General features: G+C 65.9%; 20 protein-coding genes. 12 read left to right on the forward strand and 8 right to left on the reverse strand.

Going from position 1 to position 24,879, the window contains the following annotated elements:
- Positions 1-24: 24 nt before the first annotated feature.
- Positions 25-432, reverse strand: coding sequence for a rhodanese-like domain-containing protein (locus tag Q0105_RS11840; RefSeq protein ID WP_298211972.1), 408 nt, complete (start codon positions 430-432; stop codon positions 25-27).
- A gap of 87 nt (positions 433-519) precedes the next feature.
- Here Q0105_RS11840 and gpmA point away from each other — a divergent pair, with 87 nt between their 5' ends.
- From gpmA to Q0105_RS11860, 4 genes are all read left to right on the forward strand, one after another.
- Positions 520-1,263, forward strand: coding sequence for a 2,3-diphosphoglycerate-dependent phosphoglycerate mutase (gene gpmA, locus Q0105_RS11845; protein WP_298211974.1), 744 nt, complete (start codon positions 520-522; stop codon positions 1,261-1,263).
- A gap of 121 nt (positions 1,264-1,384) precedes the next feature.
- A complete protein-coding gene (locus tag Q0105_RS11850; RefSeq protein ID WP_298211976.1) occupies positions 1,385-2,821 on the forward strand; it encodes a S41 family peptidase in 1,437 nt (478 codons plus the stop codon).
- Between the two features lie 95 nt (positions 2,822-2,916).
- Positions 2,917-3,666: a HesA/MoeB/ThiF family protein gene (locus tag Q0105_RS11855; RefSeq protein ID WP_298211978.1), complete on the forward strand. Its 750-nt coding sequence runs from the start codon at positions 2,917-2,919 to the stop codon at positions 3,664-3,666.
- A 114-nt stretch (positions 3,667-3,780) separates the two neighbouring features.
- Positions 3,781-4,182 (forward strand): response regulator, encoded by a 402-nt coding sequence (locus Q0105_RS11860; protein WP_298212036.1) that lies wholly within the window; start codon positions 3,781-3,783, stop codon positions 4,180-4,182.
- A 36-nt stretch (positions 4,183-4,218) separates the two neighbouring features.
- On the opposite strand, the gene Q0105_RS11865 is transcribed toward Q0105_RS11860, so the two are convergent.
- Positions 4,219-4,851, reverse strand: coding sequence for a response regulator transcription factor (locus Q0105_RS11865; protein WP_298211980.1), 633 nt, complete (start codon positions 4,849-4,851; stop codon positions 4,219-4,221).
- 126 nt (positions 4,852-4,977) lie between these two features.
- Between Q0105_RS11865 and Q0105_RS11870 the strand changes: the two genes are divergently transcribed.
- The 5 genes from Q0105_RS11870 (at position 4,978) to Q0105_RS11890 (ending at position 8,970) form a co-directional block, all read left to right on the forward strand.
- On the forward strand, positions 4,978-6,381 hold the full coding sequence (locus Q0105_RS11870; RefSeq protein ID WP_298211981.1) for a CHASE3 domain-containing protein: 1,404 nt from the start codon (positions 4,978-4,980) through the stop codon (positions 6,379-6,381).
- Positions 6,382-6,600: 219 nt separating this feature from the next.
- Complete coding sequence (locus Q0105_RS11875) at positions 6,601-6,765, forward strand: DUF1328 domain-containing protein (RefSeq protein ID WP_298211984.1); 165 nt, start codon at positions 6,601-6,603, stop codon at positions 6,763-6,765.
- A gap of 65 nt (positions 6,766-6,830) precedes the next feature.
- Positions 6,831-7,232, forward strand: coding sequence for a hypothetical protein (locus Q0105_RS11880; RefSeq protein WP_298211986.1), 402 nt, complete (start codon positions 6,831-6,833; stop codon positions 7,230-7,232).
- A gap of 100 nt (positions 7,233-7,332) precedes the next feature.
- On the forward strand, positions 7,333-7,650 hold the full coding sequence (locus tag Q0105_RS11885) for a BON domain-containing protein (protein WP_298211988.1): 318 nt from the start codon (positions 7,333-7,335) through the stop codon (positions 7,648-7,650).
- Positions 7,651-7,830: 180 nt separating this feature from the next.
- Entirely contained in the window at positions 7,831-8,970 is a 1,140-nt protein-coding gene (locus tag Q0105_RS11890; RefSeq protein ID WP_298211990.1) for a putative zinc-binding peptidase, read from the forward strand.
- On the opposite strand, the gene Q0105_RS11895 is transcribed toward Q0105_RS11890, so the two are convergent.
- The 3 genes from Q0105_RS11895 to Q0105_RS11905 form a co-directional block, all read right to left on the reverse strand.
- On the reverse strand, positions 8,936-9,880 hold the full coding sequence (locus Q0105_RS11895) for a transglutaminase family protein (protein WP_298211992.1): 945 nt from the start codon (positions 9,878-9,880) through the stop codon (positions 8,936-8,938). The two genes, Q0105_RS11890 and Q0105_RS11895, sit on opposite strands and share 35 nt — an antisense overlap.
- Positions 9,881-10,024: 144 nt before the next feature.
- Positions 10,025-12,670 (reverse strand): circularly permuted type 2 ATP-grasp protein, encoded by a 2,646-nt coding sequence (locus tag Q0105_RS11900; protein ID WP_298211994.1) that lies wholly within the window; start codon positions 12,668-12,670, stop codon positions 10,025-10,027.
- Between the two features lie 89 nt (positions 12,671-12,759).
- Positions 12,760-16,176, reverse strand: a complete 3,417-nt coding sequence (locus Q0105_RS11905; RefSeq protein ID WP_298211996.1) for a transglutaminase family protein — start codon at positions 16,174-16,176, stop codon at positions 12,760-12,762.
- 104 nt (positions 16,177-16,280) lie between these two features.
- On the opposite strand from Q0105_RS11905, the gene Q0105_RS11910 reads away from it, so the two are divergent.
- Positions 16,281-17,009 carry an alpha/beta fold hydrolase gene (locus Q0105_RS11910; RefSeq protein WP_298211998.1) on the forward strand — a complete coding sequence of 243 codons (729 nt, stop codon included), beginning with the start codon at positions 16,281-16,283 and terminating at the stop codon, positions 17,007-17,009.
- 90 nt (positions 17,010-17,099) lie between these two features.
- Here the strand turns inward: Q0105_RS11910 and Q0105_RS11915 are convergent, their stop codons facing one another.
- On the reverse strand, positions 17,100-18,116 hold the full coding sequence (locus tag Q0105_RS11915; RefSeq protein ID WP_298212000.1) for a DUF533 domain-containing protein: 1,017 nt from the start codon (positions 18,114-18,116) through the stop codon (positions 17,100-17,102).
- Between the two features lie 333 nt (positions 18,117-18,449).
- On the opposite strand from Q0105_RS11915, the gene Q0105_RS11920 reads away from it, so the two are divergent.
- Positions 18,450-19,970, forward strand: coding sequence for an AMP-binding protein (locus Q0105_RS11920; RefSeq protein ID WP_298212002.1), 1,521 nt, complete (start codon positions 18,450-18,452; stop codon positions 19,968-19,970).
- 870 nt (positions 19,971-20,840) lie between these two features.
- Positions 20,841-21,488 carry a DsbA family oxidoreductase gene (locus tag Q0105_RS11925; RefSeq protein WP_298212004.1) on the forward strand — a complete coding sequence of 216 codons (648 nt, stop codon included), beginning with the start codon at positions 20,841-20,843 and terminating at the stop codon, positions 21,486-21,488.
- Positions 21,489-21,741: 253 nt separating this feature from the next.
- Here the strand turns inward: Q0105_RS11925 and Q0105_RS11930 are convergent, their stop codons facing one another.
- Both Q0105_RS11930 and cphA read right to left on the reverse strand, forming a co-directional pair.
- Complete coding sequence (locus Q0105_RS11930) at positions 21,742-22,263, reverse strand: CreA family protein (protein WP_298212038.1); 522 nt, start codon at positions 22,261-22,263, stop codon at positions 21,742-21,744.
- Entirely contained in the window at positions 22,263-24,842 is a 2,580-nt protein-coding gene (cphA, locus tag Q0105_RS11935; RefSeq protein ID WP_298212006.1) for a cyanophycin synthetase, read from the reverse strand. The genes Q0105_RS11930 and cphA overlap by 1 nt, the downstream gene beginning before the upstream one ends.
- Positions 24,843-24,879 lie beyond the last annotated feature (37 nt).

Raw genomic sequence — 24,879 nt, forward strand, 5'->3', positions numbered from 1 at the left:
CTGTTGCAGTAACGTGGGGGCAGGTCAGGCTTTTTCCACCGGCAGGCTGGCTTCGCGCCAGGCCTTGAGGCCACCGGCCATGGCCTGGGCGTTGTCGTAGCCCAGTTTTTTGGCCATGGCGACCGCGCGGTTGGCACGGGCCCCCGAGGCGCATACCAGCACCAGCGGCAGGGCTTTGTTTTTGACCACCGTGGGCAGGCGCTCATCGAGCTGGCCGAGCGGCACGTTTTTGGCGCCGCCCACATGGCCTGCGGCGAATTCCTCGGTCTCGGACACGTCGATGACCACCGCTTTTTCGCGGTTGATGAGCTGCACGGCGCGCGCGGGTGTCAGCGAGCCGCCACTGGCGTTCTTGAGGACCGGCCACAGCAACAAGCTGCCCGAAGCCAGTGCGACGAAGAACAGATACCAGTTGTCGATAATGAATTTCACGAAGATTCCTTGGGTTGGCGAACAGCGTAATTCTAGAATGCTGGGTTTTGGCCCGCTTTCTTTTGACCTGCCTTTCCTGGGGAAACCATGTACAAGCTCGTTTTGATCCGCCACGGCGAATCCACCTGGAATCTTGAAAACCGATTCACGGGCTGGACCGATGTCGATCTCACGCCCACCGGCGTCTCCCAGGCCATGTCGGCTGGCCAACTGCTCAAGGCCGAGGGCTACGAGTTCGACCTGGCCTTCACCAGCGTGCTCAAGCGCGCCATCCGCACCCTGTGGCACACGCTCGACGGCATGGACTCCACCTGGCTGCCCGTGGTGAAGGACTGGCGCCTGAACGAGCGCCACTACGGCGCCCTGCAAGGCCTGAACAAGGCCGAAACCGCCAAGCAGTACGGCGACGAGCAGGTGCTGGTGTGGCGCCGCAGCTATGACACGCCGCCCCCGGCCCTGGAAGCCGCCGACCCCCGCAGCGAGCGCGGCGACCGCCGCTACGCCAACGTGGCGGCCAGCGACGTGCCCCTGACCGAGTGCCTGAAAGACACCGTGGAGCGTGTGCTGCCGTTCTGGAACGAAGCCATGGCCCCCGCCATCCGCTCGGGCAAGCGTGTGGTGGTGGCTGCGCATGGCAACTCCATCCGCGCGCTGGTGAAATACCTGGACAACATTTCCGAGTCCGACATCGTGGGCCTGAACATTCCCAACGGGATTCCGCTGGTATACGAGCTCGACGCAGACCTCAAGCCCATCCGTCACTACTATCTGGGTGATGCCGAGGCTGCCGCGAAGGCTGCAGCAGCCGTGGCTTCGCAAGGCAAAGCGTAAATCGCAGGTAAAGGCGGGGGAAAACCCCGCTGATTGCCGCCAAAGTGAGCATCCATGCGGAACTGCGGCGGGTTTGGCCCTTCCAAGGTGTATATTGGTTTTGAAGCGGTAAAGGTGTTGTATGGGCCAGAAACTCAAGATTGCAGGATGGGTATCGATCGGCGTGGTGGCGGGTGCGCTCACCACGGTGTCGCTGCAAACCGTGGCGCGCGGCGCCATGACGCCGCTTCCGCTGGAGGAAATCCAGCAGCTGTCCGCCGTGTTCGGCCTGGTCAAGACCGACTACGTGGAGCCGGTGGACGACAAGAAGCTCATCACCGACGCGATCTCGGGCATGGTGTCCAGCCTCGACCCGCACTCGCAGTATTTCGACAAGAAGTCCTTCAAGGAATTCCGTGAAGGCACCTCGGGCCGTTTTGTGGGCGTGGGCATCGAGATCACCCAGGAAGACGGCCTGATCAAGATCGTTTCTCCCATCGAGGGCTCGCCTGCCTTCCGTGCAGGGCTCAAGACCAACGACCTGATTACCAAGATCGACGAAACGGCGGTCAAGGGCCTGGCGCTCAACGACGCCGTCAAACGCATGCGCGGCGAGCCCAACACCAAGGTCACGCTCACCATCTTCCGCAAGGACGAAAGCCGCACCTTCCCCGTCACCATCACGCGCGAAGAGATCAAGACCCAGTCCGTCAAAGGCAAGGTGGTCGAGCCCGGCTACGCCTGGATCCGCCTGTCGCAGTTCCAGGAGCGCACGGTGGATGACTTCGTGCGCAAGGTCGAAGAGGTGTACAAGCAGGAGCCCCACCTCAAGGGCATGGTGCTGGACCTGCGCAACGACCCCGGCGGCCTGCTGGACGCGGCCGTGGCGATCTCGGCGGCCTTCCTGCCAGAAAACGTCACGGTGGTCTCCACCAACGGCCAACTGGCCGACAGCAAGGCCACTTACAAGGCATCGCCCGACTACTACCAACGCCGGGGCGGCGGCGACCCGCTCAAGCGCCTGCCTGCCGCACTCAAGTCGGTGCCGTTGGTGATTCTGGTGAACGAAGGCTCCGCTTCCGCCAGCGAAATCGTGGCGGGCGCGCTGCAGGACCACAAACGCGCTACCGTGATGGGCAGCCAGACCTTTGGCAAGGGCTCGGTGCAGACGGTGCGCCCTCTGGGGCCGGACACAGGCATCAAGCTGACCACGGCGCGCTACTACACGCCGAGCGGCAAGTCGATCCAGGCCAAGGGCATCGTGCCCGACGTGATGATCGATGAATCGGAAGAAGGCAACCTTTTTGCCGCCCTGCGCATGCGCGAGGCAGACCTCGACAAACACCTGGGGAGCGGCCAGGGCGAAGAGGTGAAGGACGAGGCCCGTGAAAAGGCCCGCGAGGAAGCCCGCAAGCGCCTGGAGGCAGAAGCCAAGAAGCCCGAGTCCGAGCGCAAGGCACCCGAGTTCGGCACCGACAAGGACTTCCAACTGGTGCAGGCGCTTAACCAGCTCAAGGGCCGCCCCGTGCTGGTCAGCAAGACGCTGACGGAACGCAAGGAAGAAAAGAAAGAGAATTGAGCCTTTCGCGCTCCGCTCTGCAGGCTGGATTTCGCGAGAAATCCAGCCTTTTTGCATCTGCACCTGTTTCTGCTGTCTTTTCTGCCTGACGCCCCATGACCGACGACCAGCTCCTGCGCTATTCCCGCCACATCCTGCTCGACGAGATGGGCATCGAGGGGCAGGAGCGCGTGTTGGCAGCGCACGCCCTCATCATCGGCGCGGGCGGACTGGGCTCGCCAGCGGCGCTGTACCTGGCATCGGCGGGCGTGGGGCACATCACGCTGGTGGACGACGATGTGGTGGACCTTACCAATCTGCAGCGCCAGATCGCCCACACCACGGCGCGGGTGGGGCTCCCGAAAGTGGATTCGGCCGCTGAGGCCATGGCGGCCATCAACCCCGAGGTGCGGGTGACCCGGCTGAAGGCGCGGGTGGATGCCGCCGCCCTGGACGACCTGGTGCGCCAAGCCACCGTGGTGCTGGACTGCAGCGACAACTACGCCACGCGCCACGCCGTCAATGCTGCCTGTGTGCGCCACGGCACGCCCCTGGTGGCCGGTGCGGTGATCCAGTTCGATGGGCAGATCACCGTGGTGGACCCGCGCGATACGCAGTCGCCTTGCTATGCCTGCATCTTCCCGCCAGACGCCGCGTTTGAAGAGGTGCGCTGCTCCACGATGGGCGTGTTTGCGCCGCTGGTCGGGGTGGTGGGTGCCATGCAGGCCGCCGAGGCGCTCAAGCTGCTGGCGGGCGTCGGCACATCGCTGGCGGGCCGGTTGCTGATGCTGGACGGGCGCTCCATGGAGTGGAGCACCATGCGCGTGCAGCGCGCCCCCCACTGCCCGGTGTGTGCAACGCGGTAGGACTCCTCCTACAGGGTCAGCCTGTTGTCGCTGGCAGAATTCTGGCGCCGTCAGGCATAAATTCAAGGCTCAGGCAGCGTGTCCCTCACGCTGACCGCCAAAGTGGACCCGATTGTGAAGCTGCGCACCTACATTGTTGAAGACAACGCAACCATCCGTGAGAACCTGATCGGTACTCTGGAAGAGTTGGCGTCTGTACAAGCGGTGGGTATGGCAGAAACCGAGAATGAAGGCACACATTGGCTTTCCACCCACGGCGAGCAGTGGGATCTGGCCATCGTCGATCTGTTTTTGCGCCAAGGCAGCGGCCTGGGTGTGCTGGCAGCCTGCCGCAAACGCCGACCCGGTCAGAAGATGGTGGTGCTCAGCAACTACGCAACCCCCGATGTGCGCATGCGCTGCGCGCAGTTGGGGGTGGATGCGGTGTTCGACAAGTCCAACGAAATCGATGCCTTGGTGGACTACTGCGTCTTGCACGGTAGCAGCGATTCGGCAGCGGACAACACGCCGTCGTGACGCCTGGCGCTGCCCCGCTCGCTCACTCAATCAATGTCAATCAATCAGGCGGTTCTTGAGCGCGTAATAGGTCAGATCGCTGTTGGACGACAGGCTCATTTTTTCCATCAACCGCGTGCGGTAGGTGCTCACGGTTTTGACGCTCAGCGACAGATCCTTCGCGATGTCTCCAGCCGTCTCGCCCTTGGCCAGCTTGAGGAACACCTGAAACTCGCGCTCGGACAACTGTTCGTGGGGCGGCGCATCGTCCTTGCGGTTGAGTTGCTGCGCCAGCAGTTCTGCCACGGCAGGCGTCAGGTAGCGGCGGCCCAGCGCAATGGTGCGGATGGCTTCCGCAATCTCCGCAGGCTCGCACTCCTTGTTCAGGTAGCCGCTCGCGCCCTGGCGGATCAGGTTGATCGCATAGTGCTCTTCGGGGTATCCGCTCAGGATCAGGATGCCCATGTCGGGGGCCTTGGCGCGCAGCATGGCCAGCGCATCGAGGCCGCTTTGGCCGGGCATCGACAGGTCCATCAGCAGCACGTCGATTTCCTTGTTGCGCACCAGGTCGATGGCTTCGCGGCCATTGGCGGCTTCGCCTTCGACCCGCAGGTCCACATGTTCCGACAGAAACTGTCGCAACCCGGCGCGAACAATTGCGTGGTCATCCACAATGCCGATCTTGATCATTGATATTGCTTTCGTGGGGTGGCAGCTGTGCTGCCGGTGCGTCTGTAACTTGGGGCCTGAGGGCCTGCATGCCGCTGAATGGCTGGGGCCGCTGGCAGGCGATAGCTCATTATCCAGAGTAAGTATATGAATCTTCAGGAAAGTACGCGGCGCTGGTTGCCCAAGGCCCGCGCCATGGCGCTGAGCCTCCCCATGGCGTTGCTGGCGGCGCTGGTGCTGGTCGGCATCAACGAGACGGGGCACATGCGCTCTTTGGACGCGCTGCAACAAATGGCCGAGGGCCTGACCACCCGCGGGGATGTCAACAAGCTGCTGCAAAGCATGCTCGATGCGGAGACCGGCCAACGGGGCTACCTGCTCACCGGCAACGAAAGCTATCTGGAGCCCTACGACAAGGCCGTTGCCACCGTGCAGACCAACATGGACCGGTTGAGCCAGCAGTTCATGGGGCATGCGGACGACATGCGGGAGTTTGCGCTGCTATCGCGGCAAATATCGCGCAAGCTGGGTGAGATGGAGTTGAGCTTGCGATTGCGCCGCAAGGGCAACGAGGACGCCTGGAAGTTCGTCATGAGCACCGACGTGGGCAAAGAGCACATGGAGGCAATCCGTACACACGCGCAAAAGCTGATTACAAGCAGTGACGAGCGGCTGTCCGTTGGGCGGGCGCAAATCGAGCAGTCGCTGATGCTGTCGCGTATCGGCATTGCCACGGTCACTGTGATCGGCCTGTTGGCCTTTTATATGTATTTGCGCCAGACACAGGCCGTGCAGGCGGTGGGCAGGCGCGAACAGGTGCTGCTGGAGCAGGAGCGGGATCGCCTGGAGGGCCTGGTGCGCGAGCGCACCGCCACGTTGTCGGAGCTGGCCAACCACCTGCAGCAGGTGCGTGAGGAAGAGCGAGGGCATCTGGCGCGCGAGCTGCACGATGAGCTGGGCGCCTTGCTGACGGCCGCCAAACTCGATGTGGCGCGCCTGAAATCCAAGATCAACGCCTCGGCGCCTGACATCGCCGAGCGCCTCAAGCACCTCACGGATACCCTCAACAGCGGCATTGCGCTCAAGCGCCGCATCATCGAAGACCTGCGCCCCTCGTCCTTGTCCAATCTGGGGCTGACGGCCGCGCTCGAAATCCTGACGCGCGAATACGCCGAGCGTGCGGGTATCGAGGTCGAGACCAGCCTGGAGGCCGTGCAACTACCCGATGCAACCCAGCTCACGGTGTACCGCATGGTGCAAGAGGCCCTGACCAACATCGGCAAATACGCCAAGGCCACCAAGGTGCTGGTGCTGGTGCATGCGTATCCCACCCATGTGGCGGTTCAGGTGCGCGACGACGGCGTGGGGTTTGACCCGGCCACCGTGCGCCCCACCTCGCACGGGCTGGCGGGCATGCGCCACCGTGTCGAAGCGGCAGGGGGGCGCCTCTCGCTCACCTCCCGCCCCGGTGATGGCGCCCTGGTGTCGGCCGTGTTGCCGCTGCAGCGGGCGCCTGTCGATCTGCCGGCGATTGCAGCCCAGGGCGGCTGACTCCGTTTCCGAGACGACTGATGCGCTATGGCCTCTTGTGGGCCATGGCGCTGCCTGCGGCGCGCTGTCCTACACCGCTGCCGCAGCGATGCCGACAGGCGGGCGCGCAGGGCACCGGCATCCCTCGTGGGGCTTGTTGCCTACAGTGGAATCCAGGCGCCGAGACTATCGCGCCAGCCAGTCGGCCGGCATTCCGGCCCCCGCAAGGAGATGGAAAAAATGTTGCATTACGCCGTTGTCTTTCTGGTGATCGCGCTGATCGCCGCGCTCTTCGGTTTTGGCGGTATTGCCGCCGGGGCCGTAGGCATCGCCAAGATCCTGTTCTTCGTGTTCGTGATCATGGCCGTGGTGACCTTTGTCCTCGGCCTGATCAAGAAGGGGTGACGCATGCGCCGCTGCGCGCACCGCCCCTCCGGCCCTCACTACCCCCGCTACCAAGGAGCTTCTTCATGAGTCTTCAGACCGCCGCCCACACCGCAACCCGCAATGCCCGCCACCTGGCCGACGATGCCCTGCAAAGCGCGCAGGACGTCCTGCAAACCACCCGCGCGGTGGCTGACCATTCGCTGGACCAGGCCGAAGGGCATGTGCGCGACCTGCGCCGCCGGGCCGACCCTACCATCGACGACCTGGCTGCCCGCGCCCAGGCGCTGGCCTCGCGCAGCATCGACTATTGCGCCGACACCAGCGCCCGTGCGCGCCGCCAGATCCAGCATGCTGCCCATGCCACGGGCCAGTATGTGGCTGAGCAGCCCGGCAAGTCGCTGGTGATTGCCGCTGCCACAGGTGCGGCTGCGGCAACCCTGGTGCTGTGGCTGTCCCGTCGCCGTCGCAACAGCGGCGTTTATTGAGTCTCCCTCCCGTCCGCTGCCCACGCGGGGGCACGGACCGCTAGACTGTCCGTCCCAGCAACCGCGTTCCCAACCATTTTTGATGATGAAGGAAAACACCATGAAATACGCTCGTGCCCTCGCTTTCGCCGCTGTGGCTGGCATCACCATCGTCACGGCCACGGGCTGCTCGGTGGCTCGCGACCAACAAACCGTGGGCTCCTACGTGGATGACGCGGGCATCACGACCGCGGTCAAGGCCAAGATGGCCGAAGACAAGAACGTGTCGGCCACATCCATCAGCGTGGAGACGCTCAACGGCACGGTGCAGCTTTCGGGCTTTGCCAAGTCGCAGGCCGAAAAGAACCAGGCAGAGAACATTGCCCGCAACACCAAGCATGTGCGCGAAGTGCGCAACAGCATTGTGGTGCGCCCCTGATGATGAACGGATGACTTGACGCCGTGCACGGCGAGGCCATGGCCCCGCCGCGTGCAGCCTCTACTTGTGGAGCAGGCTCCAGGCACAGTGTCCTGGTGCCTGCTCTTTCTTTTGCACGGGCGCGGCAACGGGCGCACCCTGTGCCTTGCCCCTTGTCGCGCCCCGGATAAGCTACACACCATGCGGGTATTCAATTGCGACCATTGCGGCCATCTGGTCTTTTTCGACAGCGTGCAGTGCCTGCACTGCGGCAGCGCGCTGGCTTTTTTGCCCGATGTGATGGCCATGGCGGCCCTGGTGCCTGCGCCGCAGGACGGCGCCGACCTGTGGCGGCGCAGGGGCGGGCGCGACAGCGCGGACTACAGCGGGCGGCTGTACCGCATGTGCCGCAACCACACCGAGCACCAGGCCTGCAACTTCGCGGTGCCCGCCAACGATTACGCCGAGTTGTGCGTGTCGTGCCGACAGACGCGGGTGATGCCCGACCTGGCCGAAGCCGCCAACCTGGGCCGCTGGATGCAGATCGAGGCCGCCAAGCGGCGTTTGTTCTACAGCCTGGCCCGCCTGGGCCTGGAGCCCGTGCCGGGGCGCGCCGGGCCGGTGTTCGAGTTCCGAGCCGAAGTGCCGGGCGGGCCGCCGGTGCTGACGGGCCACCACAGCGGCACCATCACGCTCAACGTGGCCGAGGCGGACGATGACGAACGTGCCCGCCGCCGCATCGCGCTGGGCGAACCCTACCGTACCCTGATCGGCCACCTGCGCCACGAGTCCGGCCACTTCTACTGGGACCAACTGGTGCGCGACGGCGGCTGCATCGACGACTTCCGCCGCGTGTTCGGCGACGAGCGCCAGGACTACGCCGCCGCGCTGGAGGCCCACTACGCCAAAGGCAATGATCTGGGTGACTGGGCCGCGCACTATGTGAGCGCCTATGCGTCCGCCCACCCCTGGGAGGACTGGGCCGAGACCTGGGCCCACTACCTGCACATGATCGACTTGCTGGAGACCTCGGCCAGCTACGCCACCGAGGTCACGGTCCCCGGTCTCTATGGTGCGCAGCGCAGCAGCGCCATCGACCCCTTCGGCACCCCGACGCCCGGTTTTGACGCCATGCTGGAGCACCTCGTGCCCCTGACGCTGCTGCTCAACAGCCTCACGCGCAGCCTGGGCCAGCCCGACGCCTACCCCTTCGCCCTGGCGGAACAGGCGCTGGCCAAGCTGCGTTTCGTGCATGACGTGGTGCGCACTGCGGGGCAGCGCCCGGTTGCCGCGCCACCGCCCGCCATCAGCCGGGCTGGCCTGGCGCCGCCGCCGGGCTGAAGCCCAGGGGCTGCTCCACGGGTTCCACCGTCACCGCCACCTGCAACACATGGTGGTCGCCGCCGTGGATCACGCCCCGCAGCGGCGAGACATCCGAGTAGTCGCGCCCGATGGCCAGGGTCACATAGTCCTCGCCCGCAGCGCGGTTGTTGGTGGGGTCGAGGTCGAACCACTCCGCATCGTCGTCCATGCCATCGCCCTCCACGGCGGCGGGGGACCACACCGACACCCAGGCGTGCGAGGCATCGGCGCCCACCAGCCGGGGCTGGCCCGGTGGGGGCTCGGTCAGCAGGTAGCCGCTCACATAACGTGCCGCCAGGCCCATGCTGCGCAGGCAGCCGATCATCACGTGGGCGAAGTCCTGGCATACGCCACGGCGCAGCCGCAGCGATTCGAGCGCAGGCGTGCCCGCATCCGTGGCATGGGCTGTGTAGCTGAAATCGGCGTGGATGCGCGACATCAGGTGGCGGGCCGCATCCATCAGCGGGCGCCCCGGCGCAAAGCTCTCGCTGGCATAGGTCACGAAGTCGGCGTGCCGGGGGATGTAGGGCGAGGCAAAGCCGAACTCGGCGGCAGGGTGGTAGGGCATGCCCCGCCGGTAGGCCAGGTGTTCGCGCACCGCCTCCCAGGGCTCGCCGGGCGGTGCCGGTGGTTGTGGGGTGGTTTCCAGCAGGCTTTCGGCGCGCACGCGCAGCCCCTCGTGGGTGAAGGGCAGGCTGAAGAATGCGCGGGTGTTGCCAAACACGTCCTGCGTGGCTTCGCACTGGGCAGGTACGGGGTCGATCTGCAGCGCATGGGTGAGCACGCGCTGCGCCGGCCCGGTGCGTGGCCGCAGGTGGGCCATGTGCTGGGCGTTCTGCACCGCCGGGGTGTACTGGTACACCGTTTCGTGGATGACGCGCAGCTTCATGGAAGTCCAGGCTTTGAGACCGAAGGCAGCGTGTGAAACCGGCGCGCCCGAGGCCAGGGCAGCCGAGCAAGGGCCGCCCCGCAGCGAGGGCTGCGTCCCCCTTGAGGGGGAAGGCGCCGAAGGCGACTCAGGGGGTGTTCCATTTCAGGCTCCTACGCTGTGCCTGAGCGCGTCCACCGAATGGGTGAAATAGCGCGTGGCCAGCACGTCCGACAGGTCCGCCACACCCTGCACGCAGTGACCCAGGTATTGCTCCAGCGCGGCATACCGGCCCTCGGCATCCTGTGCGCACAGGTCCGCGAGCGACAAGTCGGACGCATCGGGGATGCCCAGGCCCGCCGACTCGCCTGGCGCTCCAGCGGCGGCCTCGATCTTGGCGATGCGCCCGCGCAGCGTCTGTGCCACCCAGGCGAGCGAGCGGGGGTTGTCCCGGTCGATCACCAAGAGGTCGAGCAGCGCGGGCATGTCGCGCCGCTGCTGGTACTGGGCGTGGAAGGTGATGGTGCTGTCGAACAGCGCGATCATGGCCTCGAAGCCGCTTTCGTCGAACACCGCTCCGGTCTGCAGGCCGCTTTCGAGCGCGGCGGCCAGAAAACCCAGGCGCTCCAGGTGCCGCCCGATGGACAGCAGCCGCCAGCCGTCGTCGCGGGTCATGCGGTCGGTCTGCTGGCCGGTCATGGCGGCGGTGCGGCCGCTCAGGGTTTCCAGCTGGCGCAGCGCCTCCAGCGGTGAATAGTCGCCATCTTCGATGTCGTCGTTCGGGCGCTGCGCGAAGAACTCGGCCTCGGTGCTCACGATGAGGTGCCAGTGCTCTTGCGACAGGCGGTCGCGCACGGCCGAGGCCGCGCCCAGGATGCCGCGCAGGTTATAGCCCACGCTGGTGACCTGCGCCGCGTTGGTGAGCCCCGCGATCAGCGAGCGCTCGAACACGCGCCGCGCCTGGGTAGCGGGCGGCACGGTGGGCAGCACCAGGCCTTGGCCCATGGCCAGGGTGCTGAGCCAGGCCAGCAGTGGCTGGGACGACTGGTCTTCGCCGTTCAGGCATTGCAGCGCAACGCGCGCCAGGCGAGTGACGTTTTCTGTGCGTTCGGTATAGCGGCCCAGCCAGAAAAGGTTTTCGGCGGCGCGGCTGGTCACCTGGCGGCTGCGGTGCACCACGGCGGGGGCGCTCTGGTTGTGCGCCAGCAGCGTGGTGGTGTCCACCGTGCCGCCGGTCTGCACCCACACATCAGCGCTGCTGCCGCCGCGCTGCATGGACGTGATCTCGCTGTCGCCGGTGGCGATGCGCGCCAGCCCGCCGGGCAGCACGCGCCAGGAGCCGGGGCCGTCGCACACGGCAAACACCCGCAGCATCACCGAGCGCGGGGCAATGTGGCTGCCAGGCTGCCCTGGCGCACCGGGCTGCCACGTGGGCATCTGCGACAACGGCAGGTGGGCCTGCACGGTGTATTCGTCGCCGTGGCCTTTCACGCGCTCGGCCCACTGGGCCAGCTCCTGCGGTGGCAGCGCGCCGCCCAGCACAGGGCCTTGCTGCGCCATCGGCCAGGTGGGGCGGATCACGCTGTGCGCCAGTTGCGGCAGCACGGCTTGCATGGCAGCACGCTCGCCGCACCACCAGGTGGGCAGGGACGGCAGTGCGAGTTCCTCGCCCAGCAGGTGGTGCGACAGCGCGGGCATGAAACCCAGCAGCGCCGACGATTCGAGAAACGCCGAGCCCGGCGCGTTGGCCACCAGGACGTTGCCCGCGCGGATCGCCTGCAGCAGGCCGGGCACGCCCAGGCGTGAGTCGCTGCGCAGCTCCAGCGGGTCCAGGAACTCGTCGTCCAGGCGTTTCAGGATACCGTGCACCGGCTGCAGGCCGTGCAGCGTCTTGAGGTACAGGTGGGCGTCGCGCACGGTGAGGTCGTTGCCCTCCACCAGCGTCAGGCCCAGATAGCGCGCCAGGTAGGCGTGCTCGAAGTAGGTTTCGTTGTACGGGCCGGGCGTGAGCAGCACGATGCGTGCATCCGGCCCTGCCGGGCTCATCTGCCGCAGCCCGTCGAGCAGGGCGCGGTAGGTGGCGGCCAGGCGCTGCACATGCATCTGGCTAAAGGCCTCGGGGAACAAGCGCGAGATGAGCAGCCGGTTCTCCAGCAGATAGCCCAGGCCCGACGGCGCCTGCGTGCGCTGCGAGACCACCCACCAGTCGCCCTGTGCGTCGCGCGCCAGGTCGAACGCCGCAATGTGCAGGTGGGTGCCGCCCACGGGCTGCACGCCGTGCATGGCGCGCAGGTAGCCAGGGTGGCCCTGCACCAGCGCACTGGGCAGCAGGCCTTTGCGCAGCAGCTCTTGTGGGCCGTACACGTCGGCCATCACGCGGTCGAGCAGGCGCGTGCGCTGCAACACGCCGCGCTCGATGTGCGCCCAGTCGCCCTGCGGGAGGATGAGCGGGAACAGGTCGACCGACCAGGGCCGCTGTGGGCCGTCGGCATCGGCATAGACGTTGTAGGTGACGCCGTTGTCGCGCACCTGGCGCTGCAGGCTCTGCATGCGCCGGTCCAGGTCCTGAAAACCCTCGGTTCCCAATTGTTCAAAGAAATCGGCCCAGGCGCTTGATAGACAAGCGCTACCAGCTATCGAAACAGGAGCATTTGAGGCGCTGGCAAAGCTGGCGGCGGGTGGCGTGGCCGCGCGGGTGCCGCGCAACTCGTCGAAGTGCCCGGCCGCAGCGGCAGGCGCCAGCGCGGCTGCGAGCTGGGCCGCGCTTTCGGTGAGGGCTGTGGGCAAGAGGCTGTCGTTGGGGTTTTTCACTGCGCTGGATTTTCGGGCATTTGGCACCGAGAGCGCTGCGGGTAACCCGCAGCTTCAAAAACCCGTGTGGGGAGGTTGCTGGCGCTACGTCACGGCCTCATCTTGCGCCGCAGATCCAGTGTGAACGGAAACTCCCGGCTGCCCGGCAGCTCGATGGTGGCGGGCGGCACCGCCAGCGGCCCCGGCGTGTGCCCCATGCGGAAGAAGCGCGCCAGGCGGCGGCTTTCGGCCTCGTAGGCGTTGACCGGGAAGGTTGTGTAGTTGCGCCCGCCGGGGTGGGCCACGTGGTACTGGCAGCCGCCGAGCGATCGGTTCATCCAGGTGTCGACGATGTCGAACGTGAGCGGCGCGTGGGCGCCAATGGTGGGGTGCAGGGCCGAGGGCGGGTTCCAGGCCTTGTAGCGCACGCCCGCCACGAACTCGCCCATGGTGCCCGTGGTTTGCAGCGGCAGCGGCTGGCCGTTGACGGTAACCACATGGCGGCTTTCGTTGAGGCCGGTTACGCGCACTTCGATGCGTTCCAGCGACGAGTCCACATAGCGCACGGTGCCCCCGGCGGAGCCTTCCTCGCCCATCACATGCCAGGGCTCCAGCGCGCTGCGCAAGGTGAGCTCCACGCCCATCGATTGCACCGTGCCGACCATGGGGAAGCGGAACTCGAACTGCGGCGCAAACCACGCGGCATCGAAGGCATAACCCGCCTCGGCCATTTCGGCCACTACATCGTGCATGTCCTGCTGGATAAAGGTGGGCAGCATGAAGCGGTCGTGCAGCTCGGTGCCCCAGCGCGCGGCAGGGGCGCGGTAGGGCGTCTTCCAGAAGCGGGCGATCAGCGCGCGCAGCAGCAACTGCTGCACCACGCTCATGCGGGCGTGGGGCGGCATCTCGAAAGCGCGCAGCTCCAGAAGACCCAGGCGACCGGTGCTGCTGTCGGGCGAGTACATCTTGTCGATGGAAAACTCGCTGCGGTGCGTGTTGCCTGTCACGTCCACCAGGATGTTGCGCAGCGTGCGGTCCACCAGCCAGGGCGGCATGTCCTGGCCGTAGCGGGCACGGTTGGCTTCGATCTCGCGCAGCGCGATTTCCAGCTCGTAGAGCTGGTCGTTGCGCGCTTCGTCCACGCGCGGCGCCTGGCTGGTGGGGCCGATGAACAGGCCGCTGAACAAATAGCTCAGGCTGGGGTGGTTGTGCCAGTACAGCAGCAGGCTGGCCAGCAGCTCGGGGCGGCGCAAAAACGGCGAGTCGGCCGGGGTGGCGCCGCCCATCACAAAATGGTTGCCACCCCCGGTGCCGGTGTGGCGGCCGTCGGTCATGAACTTCTCGGCCGACAGGCGCGTCTCCCACGCGGCGTGGTACAGAAATTCGGTGTGCTCCACCAGCTCGCGCCAGTGGCTGGTGGGGTGGATGTTCACCTCGATCACGCCGGGGTCGGGCGTCACCGCGAGCACCTTCAGGCGCGCGTCGCGTGGCGGCGGGTAGCCTTCCAGCACGATCTTCATGCCCAGCGCTTTGGCCGTGGCCTCCACGGCGGCCAGCAGGTCCAGGTAGTCGTCTAGGCGCGCCAGCGGGGGCATGAAGACATACAAAACGCCGTACTTCTCGCCCACCTTCTCGGCCTTGGGGCCGCTGGCACGGCGCGGGTCGCGCACCTCCACACACAGGGCCGTGCGCGACAGCCCTGCGGCCGATGTGAACTTGCCGGGCGGCTGCGTGGGGCCTGCAAACGGGTCGGGCTGGCCCGGCTGGCGTGCGTGGTCGCCACCTGTTCCTGTTGTGCCCTGTGGCATGGCATACCGCACACGCAGCGTGTGGGCCGCAGCCAGCGGGCCTTGGGGCGCGGTGGGGTCTGGCGGGATGAGGTGGTCGGCATCTGCCGCGCTCACCCAGGGCAGCGCATCGAGTGGCAGGCGGTAGCCCATGGGCGAATCGCCGGGGATGAGCAGCATGCGGTCGTCGCGGAAGAACCAGGGGCCGGTGCTCCACACGCTGCCCGCCCCTTCACCCGCCTGCAGCGGCAGCACATAGCCCACCACGCTGTCGAGCTTTTGTTCGAACACGCGGCGCAGGCGGGCGCGCTCCAGCTCGTCGTCCAGTCGCGCATCAAACGGATCAACGTTGACCGGCAGGCGCCGCTCGCGCCACAGGTAGTAGAAGGTGTCCTCGTAGCCGGGCTGGATGTGGCGGTCGGTGATGCCCAGCGTGTGCGCAAGGTGGTGGACAAAGCGCTCTGCGTCGTCGCTGGTGTAGTGCGAGGGGTCGCGCTCGTCGGCGAACAGCGCAGGGTTGTTCCACGCCGGTTGGCCGTCGGCGCGCCAGCAGATCGACAGCGCCCAGCGCGGCAATTGTTCACCCGGATACCACTTGCCCTGGCCAAAGTGCAGAAAACCGCCCTGGCCGTATTCGGCGCGCAGCCTGTGGGTGAGCTCGGTGGCGTAGCCGCGTTTGGTGGGGCCCAGGGCGTCGGTGTTCCACTCGGCCGCATCGCGGTCGCCCACGGCCACGAAGGTGGGCTCGCCGCCCATGGTCAGGCGCACGTCGCCCGCCTGCAGGTCGGCGTCTACCTGGTCGCCCAGGGCCAGCACGGCCTGCCACTGGTCTTCGGTGTAGGGCTTGGTCACGCGGGGGGATTCGTAGATGCGCGTCACGCGCATCTCGTGGGCGAACTCCACCTCGGCCTCGTCCATCAGCCCCTCGATGGGCGCGGCGCCCGAGGGCTGGGGCGTGCAGGCCAGCGGGATGTGGCCCTCGCCCGCGAGCAGGCCGCTGGTGGCATCCAGGCCAATCCAGCCCGCGCCGGGCAGGTACACCTCGCACCAGGCGTGCAGGTCGGTGAAGTCGTGGTCGGTGCCGCTCGGGCCGTCGAGCGCCTTCACGTCGGGCGTGAGCTGGATCAAATAGCCCGACACAAAACGCGCCGCCAGCCCCAGGTGACGCAGCAGCTGCACCAGCAGCCAGCCCGAGTCGCGGCACGAGCCGCTGGCCTTTTGCAGCGTCTGCTCGGGTGTCTGCACACCGGGCTCCAGGCGGATGAGGTAGCGCACGTCCTGCGCCACCTGCTGGTTGAGCTGGACCAGGAAGTCGATGGAGCGTTGCTTGCTGCGGTCGATCTTGCCGAGATAGGCCTTCACCAGCGGCGTCATCGGCTCGGTGGCCAGGTAGGGCGTCAGCTCTTGCTGCACATCGCTGCTGTATTGGAACGGGATGTGCTCGGCCTCGGGCTCCAGGAAGAAGTCGAAGGGGTTGTACACCGCCATCTCGACCACCAGGTCCACCGTCACCTTGAAGCTGCGCGTCTTCTCGGGGAAGACCAGCCGCGCCTGGTAGTTGGCGAAGGGGTCTTGCTGCCAGTTGATGAAGTGCTGCGCAGGCTCGACCTTGAGCGAATACGACACCACGTTGCTGCGGCAATGGGGGGCAGGGCGCAACCGCACCGTCTGCGGCCCCAGGGCAACCAGCCGGTCGTATTGGTAGTGCGTGACGTGGTGGAGTGCGGCGTGTATGGGCATATGCAGGCCATGCTAGCAAGTCCCGAGCCACAGTGGGCACAATTCCCGAGGCTGGTGCTGTACTAGCCGCTTGTCACGTCCATTGGGTAATAACCTTCTGCACCATGTCCGTATCACCCCAACTTCTGCTTTTGCCCGGCCTGGCGGCCGACGAACGCATGTGGCACGGCGTGTTGCCGCTGTTGCCTGCAGCGCTGCGCCCCACGGTGGCCACGGCCCACCAGAATGCGACGCTGCACACCATCGAGGATTTCGCCGCCCGGCTGCTCGCGCAGCACGCGGGGCCGCTGGTGCTGGCGGGCGCATCGATGGGCGGCATGGTCGCCATGGAGGCCGCGCGCCAGGCGCCCGGGCGCGTGGCGGGCCTGGCGCTGCTGGGCACCACGGCACGGCCCGAAACGCCCGACATGCGCGCCCTGCGCGAGGGCGCCATCACCTTGTTTGAGCAAGGCCGTGTGCGCGAAGTGATCGAGCCCAACGTGGCCCTGGCCTTCCACCCGGCCAACGCCGCCAACGCCGCGCTGGTGCAGGCCTACCTGGATTTTGTGCTGGATGCGGGTGCCGCCCACCTGGTGCGCCAGAACCGCGCCGTCATCCACCGGCCCGATGCACGCCTGCACCTGCCCCAGGCGGCTTGCCCCGTGCTGGTGCTGTGCGGCGAGGCCGACCAGCTCACGCCACCCGAATGCTCCGCCGAGATCGCCGCGCTGGTGCCGGGCGCTGAACTCCACCTGCTGCCCGGCTGCGGCCACATGCTGACCATGGAGCAGCCCGGCGCCGTGGCCCGGCGGCTGGTGCAGTGGCTGGGGCGCAGCGGGTGGGTGGATGAATGAATTTGAATGATTTTTGGCCTCTAGCGCTTGATGTATAAGCGCTAATAGCTATCAAAAATATAGCATTTGTGCTTTGGATGTTGCCCCTGCTCAGCCGCCGCGCACCATGGCCATGATCTTGCCGGCGTCCAGCGTGGCGGCCTTCTGCTGGATTTGTGGCAGGTACTGCGACTGCATCTGCTTGGCGGGGTCGAGCAGGTTTTGGAAGGTATCGCGCAGCATGGCCGTGCTCATCACGCGGCCCCCGGCGTAGTAGCGCTTGGCCACCTGGCCCAGTGCATAGGTGGTGGCAAACGAAAACGCCATGCCTGTGGCCGCGCTGCCCAGGCCGCCGATGGTCCGGCCCGCCGCCTTGCCCAGCAGGCCGCCGAGCAGCTTGCGGCCAAACTGCTCGAGGTATTGCGAGGTCATGCCCACGCCTGCAGCGGCGATGAACTCCTTGATGTGGCCCTGGTCCAGCTCCACGCCGTGGGCCTTGCCAATGCCGTACACCATCTTCACCTGCATGGGGATGATGGCCATGGACGCCCAGGACTGGGGCAGCAGCTCCAGCGCACCGTTGAGCAGCGCGTAGTTGAGGATGGATTTGTCGAGTTCGGCATCGGCAGGGCCGAAGGATGTTGTGGTGGTTGCCGCAGGGGCTGGGGTGGCGGCCGCAGCGTAGGCAGCGGCACCGGCAGCCGTTCCTGCCACGCCCCAGGGCGCAGCCGAGGGGGCGGACTTCTCCGCCACATCCACCAATGTATCGGCATCGTGGTCAAACGCTGCCGTCTGCTGGGCGCCCAACTGCAGTGCGGCCTTGAGCGTGGCCAGAAACTGCGCTTCTGCAGGTGTCTGCCGCCCATCCACATCACACACGCACACCGCCATCTCATAAGCCAGTTGGCGGTGCGCAGGGTCGCTCAGCGCCGCAGCGGCGGCTTGCACGCTGGTGCGCTTGAGCAGCACGTCCTGGTAAATGTGTGGCAGGTCGGCCATGCCGCTGTCGCCCGCCAGTGATTGGGCGATGCGACGGATTTCGTCGCGCTCGGCATCGTCCTTGGTGCCGTCCGCAAAGGCGGCCAGCAAGGCAATGGTGAGGATGGATTTTTGCTGTTCGGTGTTCATGCGGGGCGGGCCTGGGGCCAAATAGAAGGAGCGATTCCGCAGAAGGCGCAACGGTGGCACAACGACTGCGGGGCTGGTGTCCAGATGCAGTCTAGGCCGCAGGCTTTCAACGCCACGGAGTGTGGGGAATTGACGGAATCTGGTAACCAGGTGCATCCCCAGGTGGCGGAAAGGCCGATTGCCACCGATACGGGTTTTTCCTTGCGTAGTTGAGCGACTGTGCATCGTTGCCGGGTTTGCTTACAGTGATTGCCTGACGACAAGGAGCAACAGCATGCGGGTGGCAGTGATCAAAGGCAGTGCGGGCAACCCAGATCCAGCGGAGGGCACACGATGAACATCGCCCACCTGCTGCGCCGCAGCGCACAGCTTTACCCCGGCCAACCCGCTGTGCTGCACGGCGACCAACTGCTGTGGACCTACCAGGCGCTGGGCGCACGCACCGCCGCGCTGGCCGCCTGCCTGCGAGAGCACCACGGCGTGATGCCTGGCGACTGCGTGGCCCTCTACGCCGCCAATGCGCCCGAATACCTGGAGGCACTGCACGCCATTTTGTGGGCGGGCGCCGTGTCGGTGCCGGTCAACTACAAGCTGCATGCCAAGGAGCTGGCCTATGTGCTGGCCGACTCCGGCGCTCGCGTGGTGCTGGTGTCCGAGGCTTTGACGGCCGCCGCGCAAGAGGCGGGTGCCGACCCCGTCCACACGCTGGTGCTGGGCTCTATGGCCTACCAAGCCGCCGTGTCGCACGCACCCATGCCGGTGTGCGACCGCGCGCCGGGAGACCTGGCCTCGCTGTTCTACACCTCGGGCACCACCGGCCGCCCCAAGGGTGTGATGCAGACCCACCGCAACCTCTTGGCCATGACGGCCTGCTACTTCACCGATGTGGACGACATGCTGCCCGGCGATGCCATGGTCTACGCCGCGCCCATGTCGCACGGCGCGGGCCTGTACAACTACGCCCAGGTGCTGCGTGGCGGGCGGCATGTGGTGCCGGTGTCAGGCGGGTTTGAGCCCGCCGAGCTGGTGCAGCTCGCGGCCAGCGTAGGCCAGCTCACCCTGTTTGCCGCACCCACCATGGTCCACCGCCTGGTAGACCATGTGCGTGCCACGGGCGCTGACGTATCGGGCTTCAAGACCATCGTCTACGGCGGTGGCCCTATGTATGCGGATGATTTGCGCAGCGCCCTGGCCGTGATGGGCAACCGCTTCGCACAGATCTACGGCCAGGGCGAAAGCCCCATGACCATCACCGCCCTCTCACGCGCGCAACTGGCCGACCGCAACCATCCGCGTTGGGCCGAACGCATGGTGTCGGTGGGCGTGGCGCAGTCGCTGGTGGAGGTGCGTGTGGTCGATGCCGCAGGCCAGCCCCTGCCCCCGGGCGAAACCGGCGAGGTGGTGGTGCGTGGCGACACCGTGATGCCCGGCTACTGGAACAACCCCACCGCCACGGCGCAGACCTTGCGCGATGGATGGCTCTACACCGGCGACATGGGTGCGCTGGATGCCGATGGCTTTCTCACATTGAAGGACCGATCCAAGGACGTGATCATCTCCGGCGGCTCCAACATCTACCCGCGCGAGGTGGAAGAGGTGCTGCTGCTCCACCCCCAGGTGCGCGAGGTTGCGGTGGTGGGGCAGCGGGATGCGGAGTGGGGTGAGGTGGTGGTGGCCTTCCTGGTGGCGAGTGAGAGTGGGGCGGTGGCTGATGTGGTGCTGGATGCTCTGTGTCTGGAGCACATTGCGCGGTTCAAGCGGCCGAAGGAATACCGGTGGGTGGAGGCGCTGCCGAAGAACAGTTATGGGAAGGTGTTGAAGACGGAGTTGAGGGGACGGATATTGCTTGCGTAAAGTTGACTGATGCATTGAGCCAAGAGCGTACGCAGTCCGGGGAGGCTGCAGCGTATCGTGTTGAACGAAGCCTTTGGTCCGTGGTTACTGAGATGGGCCATACGGCATAGGTTGATCCAGAAGCGGGCCGACGAACAGACCTGGCGCCACGTTTCGATGGGTGACGCGCCCACGATCCTGTACTGAAAGAACGTCGATCATCCATCGGCCTTGCCTTCGAAACGATGTTGCGTTTAGCTGATACAGCTTGCCGGCTTCTACACCCATTGGGAAGTCGCCTGAACCTTGCTCGAAATGACTCTGATAGCGAATGTTGAGTGTGTATGCTCCGGGCAGCAGGTAGATGACTGAGGCGCATCCGCCCTGGATCGTTGCAGGCCTGCCGTTTACGGCGCAAATGTATCCCGACTCGCTTTTTGGGCGCCCGTCAAGAATGAACACAGTCGCAACCTCGTCCTCTGGTCGGGTCTCGCCCTCATACCCATTCGCTCTAGTACCGGGATGAGGGGGAAATGCAGATGGCGGATTTGTTGAGCATCCCGTGGTAAGTAGTGCAGCAACGACTATAGGAAGACTGAAATTTCGAATGAGCATTTGGCGTCGTCTAAAGTAGGAACTCCGCGAGAATTGCTGGAGGAGTTTGATGATAGAGGTCGGGAACTCAAATGATCTGACAGGCTCGTGAAATCTGTCGGGCCTCAATCAGACAAACTATAGCTTTTCAATGGTCATGAATGGGGCTGCGGGCGCGCTTTGATGCGCTGTCCCTCCGAGCCAAACTTACCCAATCTCTACGGCAGTAAACCCGCTACCCCCACGGTTAAACCACCTGGCCTACCATTCTCATCTTTGTCCGCCGGAGCCCCGCCCATGCCCACCACCCTCAAAATCGATTTCGTCTCCGATGTCTCCTGCCCCTGGTGCGTCATCGGCCTCAAAGCGCTGGAGCAGGCTGCTGATCGGCTCCAAGGCGAGGTGGCGCTGGACCTGCATTTTCAGCCGTTTGAGCTAAACCCGCAGATGGGCCTTGAGGGCCAGGAGATCAACGAGCATCTGCAGGAAAAGTATGGCTCCACGCTGGAGCAGCTGGAGCGCAACCGCGAAGCCATTGCAGCGCGTGGAGCGGACCTGGGGTTCACCTTCGGCAAGGGCAAACGCAGCCGCGTCTACAACACCTTTGACGCGCACCGGCTGTTGCACTGGGCCGAAGAAAAGGGCCTGCAGCCCCAGCTCAAGCATGCGCTGTTCAAGGCCTACTTCACCGATGGGCAGGACCCTAGCAACCACGAAGTGCTGGTACGCGTGGCGGGCGAGGTGGGGCTGGATGTAGCGGAAGCGCGTGCATTGCTGGCATCAGACCGCTATGCCGACGTGGTGCGCGAGCGTGAGCAGTTCTATCTGCAAAACGGCATCCATTCGGTGCCCGCCATCATCGTCAACGAGCGCCATTTGATTCAGGGCGGTCAGCCGGTGGAGGTGTTCGAGCAGGCGCTGCGGCAGATTGCTGTGCAGGGGTAATTTTGCTATTATTTTGATAGCTTTCAGCGCTTTATATTAGGGCGGTGGAGGCTGTTTTGATCATAAAAAAGGGGCCGATAGCCCCTTTTTTTATGGAGAGTCTTTTCGCCGCTTCTTACCCGGATGCATTCAAAAATATCGACCCATCCGTTCACGACTGAGCCAGTCGAAGCGCCGCGCAAGGCTTCGACTGGCTCAGCCCGAACGGGTTGTTGGGTTGAGTTTGGGCGGATCGAACGTGAATCCATCCCTATCACTTGCGCAGCGGAATGGCCGTGGCGCGGTCTACCGGCACGGCGGTCACGCTGTTCTGGGGGGAGCCGTCGATGAGCTTTTCGGAGTAGGTGAGGTAGACCAGCGTGTTGCGCGCTGGGTCCACCATGCGCACGATGCGCAGGCGTTTGAACAAAATGGACATGCGCTCGCTGAACACTTCTTCTTGCTGTTTTAGCGGCGTTGGAATGCTGATGGGACCCACTTGGCGGCAGGCGATCGATGCCTCGGCGCGGTCTTCGGCCAGGCCCAGGGTGCCTTTGATGCCGCCGACGCGCGCCCGCGAGACGTAGCAGGTGACACCTAGCACGCCGGGGTCGTCATAGGCTTCCACGATGATGTCGTGATCGCGGCCGATCCACTGGAAGGCGGTGTCCACGGTGCCGACCTTTTCGCCCGATGCTGCATGGGCCGTGCCGACCACGCCCGCGAAGGCGAGCAGCGCGGTGGCCGCAATGCGTGCGGCCTTTTTTGTGCCTGTTGTGGCGGCGATCATCATCATCATGCGGTGGCTCCGGTTTCGGTGCAGCGCTGGGCGAGGTGGGCCAGGGCTTCTTCGACCTGGTCCACCAGCACCAGGCACAGGTCGCCGGGTTGCAGGCGGGCCAGCGCGGTGTCGATGGCGACGAACTCGCCGCGGATTTCTTCGATGTGTTTGGTGCGTGAAGCACCGGCCAGGCCTTCGCGCAGCAGGGTCATCACTTCGCCATCGGCGCGGCCGCGCTGGGCGGCGTCCTGGTACAGGATCACGTCGTCGAACGCAGCGCCCAGGATCACGGTTTGGTCGCGAATGTCTTCGTCGCGGCGGTCGCCTGCGCCGCTGATCACCACGCTGCGGCGGTTGCCGGGCAGGGCGTCCACGGCGGCCACCAGGGCGCGCATGGCGTCGGGGTTGTGGCCGTAGTCGGCGATCACGGTGGCGCCGCGGTAATCCATGATGTTGAAGCGGCCGGGCGCGTTGTCGCTGTCGTTCACAAAGCCCGACAGGCCCCGGCGGATGGTTTGCCAGGGCATGCCCACGCCCCAGGCGGCGGCGACGGAGGCCATGACGTTTTCGACCTGGAAACCGATCTTGCCGTTGCGGGTGATGGGCACGTCGCGCAGGTGGATGGTCTCGCGCCACGAGCCTTCGGAGGCCACGATGGAGTCGCCATCCACATACACGGTGCGGTGGCCCTGGGCGCGGTGCGTGACCATCACGGGGTGATGGCGGTCGCTGGCGAAGTAGATCACCTTGCCGGGGCAGGCCGAGGCCATGGCCGCCACGATGGGGTCGGCGGCGTTGAGTACGGCGTAGCCCGTGGGGGCCACGTTCTGCACGATCACACGCTTGAGTACGGCCAGGTCTTCCACCGTGGTGATGTAGTTCAGGCCCAGGTGGTCGCCCGCGCCGATGTTGGTGACCACGGCCACCTGGCAGCGGTCAAAACCCAGGCCTTCGCGCAGGATGCCGCCACGGGCGGTCTCGAACACAGCGGCGTCCACCTCGGGGTGCAGCAGCACGTTGCGGGCGCTTTTGGGGCCGCTGCAGTCGCCGCTGTCGATCTGGCGGCCGTTCACGTACACGCCGTCGGTGTTGGTCATGCCCACGCGCAGGCCTTGCGCGGTGAACAAATGGGCGATGAGGCGGGCCGTGGTGGTCTTGCCGTTGGTGCCGGTGACGGCCACGGTGGGGATACGGCCGTCGTCGCCATGGGCGTAGAGCTTGTCGACCATGGCCTGGCCCACGTTGCGGGGCTTGCCGTAGCTGGGCGCCAGGTGCATGCGCAGGCCGGGGGCGGCGTTCACTTCGACAAAACCGCCGCCTTGTTCTTCGAGCGGGCGCAGCACGGTTTCGGCCACCATGTCCACGCCGCAGATGTGCAGGCCCACCATCTGGGCGGCGGCCACGGCGCGCGCGGCCACTTCGGGGTGCACGTCATCGGTCACGTCGGTGGCGGTGCCACCGGTGGATAGGTTGGCGTTGTTGCGCAGGATCACGCGCTGGCCCTTGGGCGGCACGGAGTCGGGCGTGAGGCCCTGCATGGCCAGGCGGGCCACGGCGATGTCGTCGAGGCGGATCTTGGTCAGCGAGGTGGCGTGGCCTTCGCCACGGCGTGGGTCCTGGTTGACTACGTCCACCAGCTCGCGCACGGTGTGTTCGCCATCGCCCAGCACCTGGGGCGGCTCGCGGCGGGCGGCGGCCACCAGTTGATCGCCCACCACCAGCAGGCGGAAGTCGTGGCCGGGCAAAAAGCGCTCGACCATCACGGTGCCGTAGTCGGCAGCGTTCTTGTAGGCCTCTTCGAGCTGGGCGCGGTCGGTGATGTTGACGGTGACGCCCTTGCCTTGGTTGCCGTCCTGGGGCTTGACCACCACGGGCAGGCCGACCTTGAGGGCGACTTCCCAGGCTTCGTCCACGGTCTCGACCGGTTTGCCCAGGGGCACAGGCACGCCAGCGGCGTGCAGCAGGCGTTTGGTCAGGTCTTTGTCTTGGCCGATGGATTCGGCCACGGCGCTGGTCGAATCGACCTCGGCCGCCTGGATGCGGCGCTGCTTGGAGCCCCAGCCAAACTGCACCATGCTGCCGCGTGTGAGGCGGCGAAAGGGGATACCACGGGCCACGGCGGCTTCGACGATGGAGCCGGTGCTGGGGCCCATGCGTTCGTCCTCGTCCAGCTCGCGCAGGTCGGCCACCACCTTGGCGGCGTCGAAACTGCCGTTGCCCAGCGCGGCCTGGATGAGCTGCTGTGCGTCCTCGAAAGCCTTGCGGCCCACGGCTTCTTCGCTGTACTCGACCACCACCTGGTACACGCCCGCGTCGGTGGTGGCGGTGGTGCGCGCAAAGGTCACCGGGCAGCCTGCCTGCGCCTGCAGCGCCAGCGCGGCGGCTTGCAGCACGTGGGCCAGCGAGATATCGGTGTCCCCGCCTTCGGCGTGCAGGGTGCCGATGGCGGGGAACAGGGCCCGCAGCCTGGTTTCGAATCCGGGCATCTGGCCCACAGCGCGTTCGGCTTCCGAGCAGGTCACCACGGCTTCGATGGCCATGTGGCGGCTCCAGAGATTGGGGCCACGCAGGGCCCGGGTGCGGGATACATCCATGGGATTTCTTTCAGTAGTCGTCGTCGGGGCTCGTGGG

The organism is Acidovorax sp. (assembly GCF_027492855.1).
GTDB lineage: Bacteria > Pseudomonadota > Gammaproteobacteria > Burkholderiales > Burkholderiaceae_C > Acidovorax.

Excerpts from the sequence above, each read along its gene's own strand:
- Q0105_RS11870 (WP_298211981.1), top strand. The coding sequence starts at position 4,978 with ATGAATCTTCAGGAAAGTACGCGGCGCTGGTTGCCCAAGGCCCGCGCC.
- Q0105_RS11885 (WP_298211988.1), top strand. The coding sequence starts at position 7,333 with ATGAAATACGCTCGTGCCCTCGCTTTCGCCGCTGTGGCTGGCATCACC.
- Q0105_RS11880 (WP_298211986.1), top strand. The coding sequence starts at position 6,831 with ATGAGTCTTCAGACCGCCGCCCACACCGCAACCCGCAATGCCCGCCAC.
- gpmA (WP_298211974.1), top strand. The coding sequence starts at position 520 with ATGTACAAGCTCGTTTTGATCCGCCACGGCGAATCCACCTGGAATCTT.
- Q0105_RS11910 (WP_298211998.1), top strand. The coding sequence starts at position 16,281 with ATGTCCGTATCACCCCAACTTCTGCTTTTGCCCGGCCTGGCGGCCGAC.
- Q0105_RS11855 (WP_298211978.1), top strand. The coding sequence starts at position 2,917 with ATGACCGACGACCAGCTCCTGCGCTATTCCCGCCACATCCTGCTCGAC.
- Q0105_RS11890 (WP_298211990.1), top strand. The coding sequence starts at position 7,831 with ATGCGGGTATTCAATTGCGACCATTGCGGCCATCTGGTCTTTTTCGAC.
- Q0105_RS11920 (WP_298212002.1), top strand. The coding sequence starts at position 18,450 with ATGAACATCGCCCACCTGCTGCGCCGCAGCGCACAGCTTTACCCCGGC.
- Q0105_RS11905 (WP_298211996.1), bottom strand. The coding sequence starts at position 16,176 with ATGCCCATACACGCCGCACTCCACCACGTCACGCACTACCAATACGAC.
- cphA (WP_298212006.1), bottom strand. The coding sequence starts at position 24,842 with ATGGATGTATCCCGCACCCGGGCCCTGCGTGGCCCCAATCTCTGGAGC.
- Q0105_RS11875 (WP_298211984.1), top strand. The coding sequence starts at position 6,601 with ATGTTGCATTACGCCGTTGTCTTTCTGGTGATCGCGCTGATCGCCGCG.
- Q0105_RS11925 (WP_298212004.1), top strand. The coding sequence starts at position 20,841 with ATGCCCACCACCCTCAAAATCGATTTCGTCTCCGATGTCTCCTGCCCC.
- Q0105_RS11930 (WP_298212038.1), bottom strand. The coding sequence starts at position 22,263 with ATGATGATGATCGCCGCCACAACAGGCACAAAAAAGGCCGCACGCATT.
- Q0105_RS11895 (WP_298211992.1), bottom strand. The coding sequence starts at position 9,880 with ATGAAGCTGCGCGTCATCCACGAAACGGTGTACCAGTACACCCCGGCG.
- Q0105_RS11850 (WP_298211976.1), top strand. The coding sequence starts at position 1,385 with ATGGGCCAGAAACTCAAGATTGCAGGATGGGTATCGATCGGCGTGGTG.
- Q0105_RS11865 (WP_298211980.1), bottom strand. The coding sequence starts at position 4,851 with ATGATCAAGATCGGCATTGTGGATGACCACGCAATTGTTCGCGCCGGG.
- Q0105_RS11915 (WP_298212000.1), bottom strand. The coding sequence starts at position 18,116 with ATGAACACCGAACAGCAAAAATCCATCCTCACCATTGCCTTGCTGGCC.